We start from the raw sequence: 11,547 nt of genomic DNA, 5'->3' as shown, positions 1-11,547 counted from the left end.
GGTGACGTTCGTTATCGGCGCCGCCGCGAGCGGCAAGAGCGCCTATGCCGAGTCCCTGTGCCTTGGGCACGATGGCCCTCGCGTGTACCTGGCAACGATGGAGCCCTTCGGGGAAGAGGGCGCCCGCCGCATCGCGCGCCATCGGGCGCTGCGCGAGGGCAAGGGGTTTTCCACCCTCGAGCGCACGCGTGACGTGGGCGCCGCAGTGTCCGGGCTTCCGCGCGGCTGCACGCTTCTTTTGGAGGACGTGGGCAACCTGGTTGCGAACGAGCTCTTCGCGGAAGGCGGCTTGTCCCCACGTGACCCCGACGCTGCGGCGCGCGAGGTGCTCGGAGGCATCGAACGGCTCGCTCAGGCCGCTGCGTATACGGTGGTGGTCACCGTCGACGTGTTCGCCGATGGGATGCGCTACGATGAGGGGACCGAGGCATGGAGGCGCGCGCTCGCGCGTGTGAACGCGGGCGTGGCGGCGCTGGCCGACAGCGCAGTCGAAGTGGTATGCGGGATTCCCGTGTGGATGAAAGGCGAAGGACCTACAAGGTGAAGATAGCAGAGGCAATCGGCGCGGCGTTCGGAACGTTCTCGCGCATCCCCGTCCCGAAATCGGCCTGGACCGATTTCGGGACAACCCATGCGCTTGCCGCGTTTCCCCTGGTGGGCCTTGCGGAAGGCTTCCTCATGACGGCGTGGGGGCACGTGGCGAACCTGCTCGGCGTGCCCGCGACCATCGTCGCGGCCGTGCTCGTGGCGTTGCCTGTGGCGGTGACGGGAGGCATCCACCTAGATGGGCTCTGCGACACCTCCGATGCGCTTGCAAGTTGGGCCCCGCGCGAGCGAAAGCTCGAGATCATGCACGACCCGCGGGCGGGCGCCTTCGGGGTCATCGGTGTTGTCGTGTACCTTATTCTGCAGTTTTCCCTGTTCACCGCGCTGCCACTTACGGCGGGGGCGTTCCTCGCGCTTCTGTGCTCGCTCGTGTTCTCCCGCGCGCTTTCGGGGCTCGCCGTTGAATGCTGGCCTGCCGCGCGGGCGGACGGCATGGCCGTGGGGCTCTCGCCTGCGAAGAAGCGCGCGGCGATCGTCATACCGCTTTGCGCTTTCGCTGCGGCTTCGGCTGCAGGGATGGTCGCGTGCGCTCAGGCCGTCGGCGCTCTTATGGCGGTGGCGGGGCTTTTGGCGCTCGCGTGGTACCGCCATGTTGCCCTGTCCCGCTTCGGCGGGGTGACGGGTGATTTGGCCGGATGGTTTCTGCAATGGGACGAGCTCGCGATGCTTGCCATGCTGGTGGCGGGGGGCATGCTCCTATGATTCTCGTGGTAGGTGGCGCGCATTCGGGGAAGAGGACCTTCGTGCGCGAAAAGCTCGGGTTCGCGGCGGACGATTTCGTCGACGCGGCGCAGCTTGCGGAGGGCGGCGTGCCCGCGGCTTTTGCCGGCCGTGTCGCGTACCGTGCTGAGGAACTCGTACGCGCGCTCGACGCTGACCGGGCGCTCGAGCGGCTGATCGGCTTCGACGCAGTGATTCTGCCCTTGGTCGGCTCGGGGGTCGTCCCCATGCGTGCGGAAGACGCCCAATGGCGCGAGCGCGCGGGGCGCCTGGGATGCGCGCTCGCTGCGCGCGCCGACGTCGTCGTGCGCATGACGTGCGGGATTTCCCAGGTCATCAAAGGAAACCTTGCCGATGCGCCTCGAGGGACGCAAGGCGCGGGCGCGCCTTTGGAAGTCGTCTTCGTGCGCCATGGTGCCACGGCGGGCACGGAAGACCATCGCTACAGCGGGGCGGGCACCGACGAGCCCCTGTCGAGCGCGGGCGAGCGTGCTTTGCGCGACCTCTCGTGCGATCGTGACGTGTCCCGTGTTATCACGAGCGGCATGGCCCGCACCGACCAGACGGCGCGCATCCTCTTCCCGAACGCGGAGCTTATGGCGTGCCCCGGTCTGCGCGAGATGGATTTCGGCGACTTCGAGGGGCGAAGCGCCGCCGAGCTTAAAGAGGATGTGCGCTACCGCGCCTGGGTAGACTCCTGGTGCGAAACGCGCTGCCCGCATGGCGAGGGCAAGAGCGATTTCACCCGCCGCGTCGTCGCGGCGTTTCGGGTGGCGTGCGAATCGGAGCGCGCCCAGGGGAGTGGGCGCGCCGTCTTCGTCGTTCACGCGGGTACCGTGAAAGCGCTGCTCTCCGAGCTAGCTGTCCCGAAAATGGGATATTTCGACGTGCATACCGAGCCGGGCGGCGCATGGGCCGCCACCTGGGATGGGCACTGCCTTTGCGACGTTCGCCCCGCTTCGGGGGGCGATGTCCGGTGATGACGATTCTTGCCGTCGCCGCCGGGTTCGCGGCCGACCTTGCCTTCGGCGACCCGCGCTGGCTTCCCCATCCCGTCGTCGCCATGGGGCGCGCGATCACGTGGGCCGAAGGCCGCCTGCGGGGCGCATTCCCGCAAACGTCCGCGGGCACGCGCGCCGCAGGGCTTGTGCTCGCCGTGGCGCTTCCGCTCGCGTGTGGGCTTTTGACCTGGGGAATCCTGCATCTTTGCGGCATGGTTCACCCCGGCTTGCGCTTCGTGGCCGAGGCATGGGCGAGCTATCAGATTCTCGCGGCATGCGAGCTGCGCCGCCAGAGCCTGGCCGTGGCCCGCGCGTTCTCGAAGGGCGGCCTTGTCGCGGCGCGCGAAGCCGTCGGGCTCATCGTGGGACGCGACACGTCTGTTCTCGACGAGCAGGGCGTCGCGCGCGCCGCCGTGGAAACGGTGGCGGAGAACGCGAGCGACGGCGTCATCGCGCCGCTTTTCTACCTTATGATCGGGGGTGCGCCCTTGGGCATGGCGTACAAGGCGGTGAACACGCTCGACAGCATGGTGGGCTACAAAAACGAGCGCTACATCGACTTCGGCTGCGCCTCGGCGCGCCTCGACGATGCGGTGAACTGGATTCCCTCGCGCTTATCGGCCCTGCTCATGATCGCCGTGTGCCCGATCGTCGGGCTCGACGCGCGCGGGGCGGCGCGCATCTGGCGCCGCGACAGGCGTCGCCATGCGAGCCCGAACGCGGCGCAGACCGAGTCAGCGTGTGCAGGCGCGCTCGGGCTGCGCCTGGCAGGACCCGCGGTGTATTTCGGCAAGCTCGTTGAGAAACCGACGATAGGCGACGCGTCACGCGAAATCGAGTGGGGCGACATCGCCCGGGCGACAAGGCTCATGCTCGCCACGTCCGTATGCGCGCTCGTCGTCTTCGGCGCCGCGCGCGCGGCGGTCGTGCTCGCCGTGGGGGTGATGGCATGAGGGAAGACCACGCCGCGCCCCGGGCTGCCGGGGGAATCCTTCGCGCCCGTACGCATGGGGGCAGCGCGCAATCGCTCGGCATCGCTTGCGAAGGGGGCGCCTCCGACCTCATCGACTTCTCGGTGAACGTGAATCCGGCAGGCCCCTCGCCGCGCGCCGTCGCCGCAGCTTGCAAGGCGCTTTCTCGAATCGACGCCTACCCCGATAGGGAAAGCATCGCCCTCGTCCGCGCCCTAGCGCGCGTCCAGGGCATTCCCGAAGATACTATCGTGTGCGGCGCGGGCGCGTCCGACATCATCTGGCGGCTCGCCGCGGCGGTGCGCCCGAAACGCATCGTCGTGTGCGCGCCGACGTTCTCTGAATATGCGGAGGCGGCATCGTACTACGGCGCATGCGTGCAGGAGTTCCCGCTCTCCGAAGCGGACGACTTCGACGTGCCCGCCTCCTTCGCCCGCGCGATCGAGGGGCCGGGAGACGTGGCGTACCTCTGCAATCCGAACAACCCGACGGGGCGCCTCGTCGACCCCCGCGTGATCGATGCCGCGGCATGCCGCTGCGAGCAGGTGGGCGCGCTGCTCGTCGTGGACGAGTGCTTCCTCGGATTTGCGCCCGACGCCCGCGAAAGGAGCGTGGCCGCACGCGCCGCGTGTTCGCGCCATGTGGCCGTACTCTCCGCGTTCACCAAGCTCTACGGAATGGCGGGGTTGCGGTTGGGATATCTGATCAGCGGAAACGCCCAACTCATCGAGGGGATTCGCCGGGCGGGGCAGGCGTGGCCCGTCTCCTCGGTCGCCGAGGCCGCGGGCATCGCCGCCCTTGAAGACGTCGAATACGTCTCGCGCACGCGCGATGTATTGGCGGGCGAGCGAGCGTGGCTTTCCCGCGAGCTCTCCTCGCTCGGGCTTTCCGTCGTGCCGTCGGATGCGAACTTCCTTTTAGTCCGCATGTCGGCGAAAGACATCCCCGAGCGCCTGTATAAACAGGGGGTTTTGGTCCGCACGTGCGACTCGTTTTCAGTACTGTCCCGTTTCTGGTGCCGCGTCGCGGTGCGCACGCGCAAGGAGAACGCCCGGCTTGCGATGGCGTTCAGCCGCGCGCTTCGGGCGGAAGGCGCATCGGGCGAAGGCGAACCCGACGAACGGGGCGGCGCTATGGCGGGCGCGGATGGCCGAGGCTCGGCGAAGGAGGTCGATACCCGTGGGTAGGGCGAAGCCCATCATGATCCAGGGCACCATGTCGAACGCGGGGAAGAGCCTGCTTGCGGCGGGGCTGTGCCGTGTGCTTTCGCAGGACGGCCTGCGCGTGGCTCCCTTCAAGAGCCAGAACATGGCGCTCAACAGCGGTGTCACGGCCGATGGGCTCGAGATGGGGCGCGCCCAGATCATGCAGGCCGAGGCGTGCGGTATCGCGCCCGACGTGCGCATGAACCCCATTCTGCTCAAGCCCGAAAGCGACCACCGAAGCCAGCTCATCGTGGCCGGCAAGGCGCAGGGAGCCTTTGCTGCGAGGGACTACTTCGCGCGAAAGAAGGCGCTCATGCCGCAGATTTTGGAGGCGTTCGATTCGCTCGCGGAGGAAAACGACGTCATCGTCATCGAGGGCGCCGGCAGCCCCGCCGAAATCAACCTTTCCGAAAACGACATCGTCAACATGGGGCTCGCGCGCGCCGTGTCCTCTCCCGTGCTGCTCGCGGGCGACATCGACCCAGGCGGGGTGTTTGCCCAGCTCTACGGTACGGTCGCGCTCTTTGCGCCCGAGGATCGCGCGCTTTTGCGGGGGCTTGTGGTGAACAAGTTCCGCGGCGATGTGGAAATCCTGCGCCCGGGTTTGGCCCCGCTCGAGAAGATGTGCGGGGTTCCCGTCGTGGGGGTCGTGCCGTATCTTACGCTCGACCTGGACGACGAGGACTCGCTCGCGCCGCGCCTATCTGCCCGCGAGGCGCGCGGCGTCATCGACGTCGCCGTCGTGCGCCTTCCGCATCTGTCGAACTTCACCGACTTCGACCCGCTTTCGCGCGTGCCCGGCATGGGCGTGCGCTACGTATCCTCGACGACCGATCTGGGCCGACCCGACCTGGTGGTGCTCCCCGGCTCGAAGACCACGCTCGACGACGCGCGCTGGCTTGCGGCTAGCGGCATCGGAGCCTGTGTACGCGCGCTTTCGGGCGCGGGCACGCCGGTGCTCGGCATATGCGGAGGCTACCAGCTTTTGGGAGACGAGCTTTCCGATCCGCACGGCAGGGAAGGCGCTGGCACCGCGCGTGGGCTCGGGCTCATCCCTGCAAGTACGGTGTTCAAGGAGGAAAAGCGCCTCGCCCAGTCGGAGCTGCGCATCACGGGCGCCCAAGGCGCGTTCTCGGTGTGGAACGGCATGACGGCGCGCGGGTACGAGATTCACGACGGCGAAACGACCGTCTCCTGCGCCCCTGCGGGCACGATTGGCGGCAAACCAGAAGGCGCGGCCTGCGGAAACGTGTTTGGAACCTATCTCCACGGCCTGTTCGACGAACCGGGGGTGGCGCTCGCCCTCGCGCGCTCGCTTGCGCGCATGCGCGGCCTGCCCGAGAGCGTCGTGGGTGCTGCGGGCGCGGCGTCCGCGGCCGATCACCGTGCGCGCGAGTTCGACCGCCTGGCCGACGTCGTGCGCGGGGCGCTCGACATGGAGTATGTCTACCGCATTATCGAGGAGGGCGTATGATCCACGTGTATCATGGCGACGGCAAAGGCAAGACCACGGCGGCGATGGGCCTCGCCCTTCGCATGCTCGCCGCAGGCCGCCGCGTCGTCGTCGTGCAGTTCCTGAAAGACGGCGAAAGCGGGGAGGCGCGCCTGCTCGCCGAGCATTTCGGCGTGCCTGTGTTCGCGGGGAAGGTGTCGGACAAGTTTACCTGGTCGATGACGTCGGAAGAACTTGCCGCGACGTGCGAGCTGCACGATGGGAACCTCGCTTCCGCGCTCGCCGAGCTCGAGGGCGCGCAGGAGGGGCTGCTCGTGCTCGACGAGGCGCTCGACGCGCTTTCGAAGGGGCTTGTCGACGAGGCGCTCGTGGACCGCGCGCTCGATATGTCCGCGCGCGGCGTCGAAGTGGCGCTCACCGGGCGCGCGCCTTCCCGCAAGATCGTGGAGAAGGCCGACTACATAACCGAGATGCGGTGCGAGAAACACCCCTACGCTCAGGGGATATGTGCAAGGGAAGGAGTGGAGTACTAGATGGATTCCAAGGAGATGGCGCCCGGCGACATCGAGCGGCGCAGCTTCGAGATCATCACCGAAGAGCTCGGCGGGCGCACGTTCCCGCCGCTCGAAGAGCCCGTCGTGAAGCGTGTCATCCACACCACTGCCGACTTCTCGTACGCCGATTCCCTCGTGTTCACCCATGACGCCGCGCACTGTGCGCTCGACGCACTGCGCGCAGGGGCCACGGTGCTCACCGACACGAACATGGCGCTCGCAGGCATAAGCAAGCCCGCGCTCGCGAAGCTCGGCTGCAAGGCCGTTTGCTACATGGCCGACCCTGATGTCGCCGCGGCTGCGCGTGCCGCGGGCACGACTCGCGCCGTTGCGAGCATGGACAAAGCTTGCGGCATCGAGGGTCCGCTCATCGTGGCCGTCGGTAACGCTCCCACAGCACTTCTGCGCCTCGCCGAGCTCATGGACGCGGGGAAGATCGCGCCCGCGCTCGTCGTAGGGGTGCCGGTCGGGTTTGTGAACGTGGTCGAGGCGAAAGAGGAGCTACTCGCGCGACGCGTGCCGGCCATCGTCGCGAGGGGTCGCAAGGGCGGCTCGACCGTGGCGGCCGCCATTATGAACGCGCTTCTCTACCAGATCACGCGCCCAGGCGGCCCGAAGTGACGGCGCCCGCATCCGCGCCGGCGCTGCGCATCTTCGCCGGCACCACCGAGGGCCGCCTTCTGTGTGAATGGGCGAGCGGGGCGGGCATCCCCGCCCGTGCCTACGCGGCAACCGAGTACGGAGGCGAGCTTTTGGGTGAGCTTTCGGGCATCGAGGTGCATGCGGGCAGGCTCGACGAGGCCGACATGGAGCGCGAGCTTTCCGGCGCGCGCATCGTCGTCGACGCCACGCACCCCTTCGCTACGCTCGCAAGCGGCAACATCCGGGCCGCTTCGCTCGCCGTGGGTGCACGATGCCTGCGCCTTGCGCGCCCGGCCGAGGCGCTGCCCAAAGGCGTCGTGTCGGCCGCGTCGATCGCCTGCGCGGCGCGCTTTCTCTCCGAGAACCCGGGTCGCGCGCTTCTCACGACGGGGAGCAAGGAGCTTGCTCCCTACACGCGCGTCGCCGATTTCGCGGAGCGCTTCTTTGTGCGTGTGCTCCCGCTGCCCGGTGCTATAACGAAGTGCATCGACGTGGGGTTTTCGCCGTCGCACGTCATCGGCATGCAGGGGCCCTTCACCCGCGAGCTCAACGAGGCGATGCTTCGGCAGGTGGGCGCCCAGTGGCTTGTGACCAAGGACTCGGGAACCGTAGGCGGCACGGCCGAGAAGCTCGCCGCCGCGCGCGACGCGGGAGCGCGCTGCATCGTGGTCACCCGTCCCGCCGAGGGAGGCGGGGCCCTTTCGCTTCGGGAAGTGGAAGACGCGCTCTTACGGGAGTTCGCGCGCTAGGCGCTCGCCGCGCCTGCGCGCACTCCCGCCCGCGAGGAGGAGCGCCTCGAGCAAGCTCGAACCGTACAAGACCGTCATCCGCCAAAAGCTCGAGGACGACGCCCGGAACTGGCGTAAGCAGCCCTTCAATAAGTTGCGGTGAAATAGTGTCTGTTTTGCTGCTAGATAGCATATCCAGTCCCTAATTCACCGCAACTTTTTGGTGGTGGCTTACTGGTAGCGAAGGCACTCCACCGGGTCGAGCTTTGCCGCGCGGCGAGCGGGGTAGAAGCCAAAGATTACGCCGATGCCGACGGAGACGCCGAAGGCCAGCAGTACCGTGGCGATTGAAAAGCTCGGCGTGATTTGCCCGCTGGCACCGAGCTCGCTGAGAACCCCTGATCCTGCGGCAAACATCGCGAGGCCCCAGGCCAGCAGATAGCCAATCAGGACACCCAGCAGGCCACCGGTGACGCACAGTGCCGAGGACTCGGCCAAAAACTGCGCGGTGATATCGCGACGACTGGCGCCCAGGGCACGGCGAATACCGATCTCGCGGATGCGCTCGGTCACGTTGGTGAGCATCATATTCATAATGCCGATACCGCCGACAAGCAGCGAGATGCTGGCGACAGCACCCATGATAAGCGAGAACGCGCCCATAAAGGAGTTGAGTGCATCGATGGCGCTTTTCATGGAGGTCGCCGATACACTGTCGTACTCATCATCCTCCGCGATGCCCTTCATCGCGCGCACCTTGGACTCGATGGTCTTGCAGAGCTCATCCATGTCCGTGCCCTCGGCGGCAAGTGCCGTCACGCTGGGGAATGAAGGGTTCTCGTCGCCAAACAGCCCGGAGATGGTTTCGCGTGGCATATACAGCGTGAGCGAGCCCATGGAGTCGCTGCCGCCATCAATCACGCCTACAATCTGCACCTCGCCGTTGGACACCTTGATGGTTTTCCCCAGCGCATCCTGTTCGTTGCCGTAAAGCTGATCGGCGCCGCCGCGGCTGATGAGCGCCACGCGCGAGCCTGATTGGGACTCGGCCTGGGAATAGGTGCGCCCCGCAACGAGCTTGCTGGCCCCCACGGCGTCGAGCATGTTGCTATCGACACCCTGTGCCATGACGGTATAGCTTTTATCGCCGGTCTTGTACTCGGTATAGGCACTGTCGACAATGCCGATCTGCTCAATCTGCGGCACCAGTTTTTGAAGTTTCTCGATGTCCGACTCGGTGAGTTCTTGCGACGAATAGATTTGCACCATGCGTGCCGCATTGAGGCCCAGACTGTTGACCAGGCTGTTTTGGATGCCGCCGATGAGCGAGGTCATTGCAATGACTGAGGCGATGCCGATGACAATGCCCAGGATAGTGAGCAGGCTACGCCCCTTGTTGGCTTCGAGCGAGTGAAGGGCTTCCTGGATGAGATCGCGGGCGCTCATGCCATCACTCCTTTCGGCGGGTTGGCGGAGGCGGAAATCATGGGCAGGCTATCTACGGCGCTGCGCAGGGTCCGCGGTGCATGTGGAATATACGCGCCGTCGTGAATGCGACCGTCGCGGATGGTCACGGCACGGTCGGCCTCGGCGGCGATGCCGGGGTCGTGTGTGATAAGAACGATGGTTTTGCCGCGCTTCTGGAGCTTATGGAAGGTCTCCATCACAAGCGCTCCGGTAGCGGAGTCCAGGTTTCCTGTCGGCTCGTCGGCCAGAATGATGGGCGGGTCATTGACGAGGGCGCGCGCGATGGCGACGCGCTGCATCTGGCCGCCCGAGAGCTCGGATATGCGGTGGTCCCAGTGGTCGACTGGTAGCGTGACAGCCTGCAGCGCGTGCACGGCGCGCATTTCGCGCTGGCTTCGGGGCACATTGGTGTAGGCCAGCGGCAGCATGACGTTTTCGATAACCGACAGGCGCGGCAGCAAGTTGAAGCTCTGAAAGACAAAGCCAATGCTCAGGGCGCGAACTTCGGTGAGCTCGTCATCATCGAGCTCGGCCACGTTGAGCCCTTGCAGGTAATAGTCGCCCGCCGTCGGCTTATCCAGGCAGCCTAGGATGTTCATGAGCGTTGATTTGCCCGAGCCCGAGGGGCCAGTGATAGCGACGAATTCGCCGGGATTTACCGCCAGGCTCACGTTGTGCAGGATGTGGGCGCAACCTGCCTCGCTCTCAAAGATGCGGTGTACGTTGCGGATGTCGATAACGGGACGCATTACATGCCCTCATCGTCAGACATACTGCCCGAATCCGCGCTGTAGCCGCCGTCAGCCGTTGCGTCCGCTCCGGTGTCCATGACGAGGGTGTTGCCATCGCGCAGCTTGGTAACCGGCACGTTGGAGTTGATCTCGTTGCCCTGGTCGTCGGGCTTGACCTGTGTCTTGCCGACTACGGCTTCGTTGTCGTTTTGCGTCACGATGGTCACCTTCACGCGATGGGTTTGCTTGCCCTCGTCATCGGTTGCCACGTTGACGTAATAGTGTTCGCCATCCTCGGTCATGAGCGCCATCGTCGGCACCATCACCACGTCGTCGAGCTGCTCGGTCACCACCGATACCTCGGCCGTCATGCCCGGCTTCAGGCGCGCGTCGGGCGCCTCGATGAGGATGTCGACGTTAAAGGTCACGCTGCCGCCACCGTTGGCGGCGTCGGAGTTTGCCACCGACGCGATGGCCGTAACGGTTCCCTGGCTCACGATATCGGGAAACGCGGGATACGTGACGTTGGCGCTCTGCCCAACAGCGATCTTGGCGATGTCCTTTTCGCCCACCTGCACGGTCACCTTCATCTTGGATAGGTCGGCGATCTGCATGCACTGCTTGCCGCCGCTCGTATCGCTTTCGCCCATGATCATGCCGCCTGTTACCGTGGCGCCCACCTTAGCGTTGAGCTCCACGATGCTACCCGAGCTCGGGGCCGTGACCGTACGGCTGGCTGCCTTGGCGTTCGCCTGATCGAGGTTTGCCTGGGCCGATGCGAGGCTGCGCTGCGCGGCCGATACGGCGTTCGTGTCCGTCGATGCGGCAGCTGCGGCTTTCTGCGCGTTGGTGAGGTCTTCCTGGGCGGCTGCAACTGCACGCTGCGCCTCGGCAACGTTGCGATCGAGCTCGTCGTTTTTAATGGTCATAAGCACGTCGCCCTCGTTGACGGATTGGCCTGCCTGCACGTTGATCGAATCGACCGTACCGTCGACAGAAGGGGAGACCACTGAGGACGAAATGGGTTTGAGCTGGCCTTTCGCCTCGACCGTTGTGGTAAACGTTCCCTCGGTCACCATGTCGGTCACAGGCCCGTTGTTGCCTGCGGGCCGTGCGTTGATGGCTAAGGTCACGACAACGGCGATGAGCACAATGGCGGCCACGACGCCGGCCGCAATGCCGCGTCGGATGAGCTTTTTGCGTCGACGTTCGGCACGTTTTGCCTTGAGCTTGGCATATGCCTCTTCATCGGAAATCTCGGTCGCATCGTTCGCGCGTCCGCTCTGCTTATCGGCATGTACGTTTGTAATCAGAGGAATCGTTTCGGTGACATCTTCGAGCGTGTGCTCGGTATCATCCGGGCCCGGGGTGGTCGTGGGGACATTCGGCATAGCGTCTCCTTTATAGAAAGTACCTCGATAAGTATATGCGCCCACCGGTTGAGGCGGGCGCATAAGACGGTTTCTTTC

12 protein-coding genes are annotated in these 11,547 nt (G+C 65.9%); 9 read left to right on the top strand and 3 right to left on the bottom strand.

Going from position 1 to position 11,547, the window contains the following annotated elements; all coding sequences use genetic code 11:
• Position 1 precedes the first annotated feature (1 nt).
• Genes I4W09_RS01040 through cobK form a run of 9 tightly spaced genes read left to right on the top strand, consistent with a single transcriptional unit; the run spans position 2 to position 7,901 of the window.
• Positions 2 to 544 carry a bifunctional adenosylcobinamide kinase/adenosylcobinamide-phosphate guanylyltransferase gene (locus tag I4W09_RS01040; protein ID WP_371732486.1) on the top strand — a complete coding sequence of 181 codons (543 nt, stop codon included), beginning with the start codon at positions 2 to 4 and terminating at the stop codon, positions 542 to 544.
• Complete coding sequence (locus I4W09_RS01035; protein ID WP_196031312.1) at positions 541 to 1,308, top strand: adenosylcobinamide-GDP ribazoletransferase; 768 nt, start codon at positions 541 to 543, stop codon at positions 1,306 to 1,308. The genes I4W09_RS01040 and I4W09_RS01035 overlap by 4 nt, the downstream gene beginning before the upstream one ends.
• Entirely contained in the window at positions 1,305 to 2,306 is a 1,002-nt protein-coding gene (locus I4W09_RS01030; protein WP_196031311.1) for a histidine phosphatase family protein, read from the top strand. Before I4W09_RS01035 ends, I4W09_RS01030 begins: the two co-directional genes overlap by 4 nt.
• The gene (gene cbiB, locus I4W09_RS01025; protein ID WP_196031310.1) at positions 2,306 to 3,280 is read left to right on the top strand and encodes an adenosylcobinamide-phosphate synthase CbiB; all 975 of its coding nucleotides are present in this window, start codon (positions 2,306 to 2,308) and stop codon (positions 3,278 to 3,280) included. The genes I4W09_RS01030 and cbiB overlap by 1 nt, the downstream gene beginning before the upstream one ends.
• Positions 3,277 to 4,485, top strand: a complete 1,209-nt coding sequence (locus tag I4W09_RS01020; protein ID WP_196031309.1) for a pyridoxal phosphate-dependent aminotransferase — start codon at positions 3,277 to 3,279, stop codon at positions 4,483 to 4,485. Before cbiB ends, I4W09_RS01020 begins: the two co-directional genes overlap by 4 nt.
• Positions 4,478 to 5,977: a cobyric acid synthase gene (locus tag I4W09_RS01015; RefSeq protein ID WP_271756791.1), complete on the top strand. Its 1,500-nt coding sequence runs from the start codon at positions 4,478 to 4,480 to the stop codon at positions 5,975 to 5,977. Before I4W09_RS01020 ends, I4W09_RS01015 begins: the two co-directional genes overlap by 8 nt.
• On the top strand, positions 5,974 to 6,489 hold the full coding sequence (locus I4W09_RS01010; protein WP_196031307.1) for a cob(I)yrinic acid a,c-diamide adenosyltransferase: 516 nt from the start codon (positions 5,974 to 5,976) through the stop codon (positions 6,487 to 6,489). The genes I4W09_RS01015 and I4W09_RS01010 overlap by 4 nt, the downstream gene beginning before the upstream one ends.
• Positions 6,490 to 7,131: a precorrin-8X methylmutase gene (locus I4W09_RS01005; protein ID WP_015538672.1), complete on the top strand. Its 642-nt coding sequence runs from the start codon at positions 6,490 to 6,492 to the stop codon at positions 7,129 to 7,131.
• On the top strand, positions 7,128 to 7,901 hold the full coding sequence (gene cobK / locus I4W09_RS01000) for a precorrin-6A reductase (RefSeq protein WP_196031306.1): 774 nt from the start codon (positions 7,128 to 7,130) through the stop codon (positions 7,899 to 7,901). The genes I4W09_RS01005 and cobK overlap by 4 nt, the downstream gene beginning before the upstream one ends.
• 210 nt (positions 7,902 to 8,111) lie before the next feature.
• On the opposite strand, the gene I4W09_RS00995 is transcribed toward cobK, so the two are convergent.
• The 3 genes from I4W09_RS00995 to I4W09_RS00985 are packed head-to-tail and all read right to left on the bottom strand — an operon-like array spanning position 8,112 to position 11,469.
• On the bottom strand, positions 8,112 to 9,326 hold the full coding sequence (locus I4W09_RS00995; protein ID WP_196031305.1) for an ABC transporter permease: 1,215 nt from the start codon (positions 9,324 to 9,326) through the stop codon (positions 8,112 to 8,114).
• The gene (locus I4W09_RS00990) at positions 9,323 to 10,096 is read right to left on the bottom strand and encodes an ABC transporter ATP-binding protein (protein ID WP_196031304.1); all 774 of its coding nucleotides are present in this window, start codon (positions 10,094 to 10,096) and stop codon (positions 9,323 to 9,325) included. Before I4W09_RS00990 ends, I4W09_RS00995 begins: the two co-directional genes overlap by 4 nt.
• A complete protein-coding gene (locus I4W09_RS00985; RefSeq protein ID WP_196031303.1) occupies positions 10,096 to 11,469 on the bottom strand; it encodes an efflux RND transporter periplasmic adaptor subunit in 1,374 nt (457 codons plus the stop codon). Before I4W09_RS00985 ends, I4W09_RS00990 begins: the two co-directional genes overlap by 1 nt.
• Positions 11,470 to 11,547 lie beyond the last annotated feature (78 nt).

It is taken from the genome of Collinsella aerofaciens, from assembly GCF_015670795.1.
Lineage (GTDB): Bacteria > Actinomycetota > Coriobacteriia > Coriobacteriales > Coriobacteriaceae > Collinsella > Collinsella aerofaciens_Q.
This window is presented reverse-complemented; position numbering and strand designations above follow the sequence as displayed.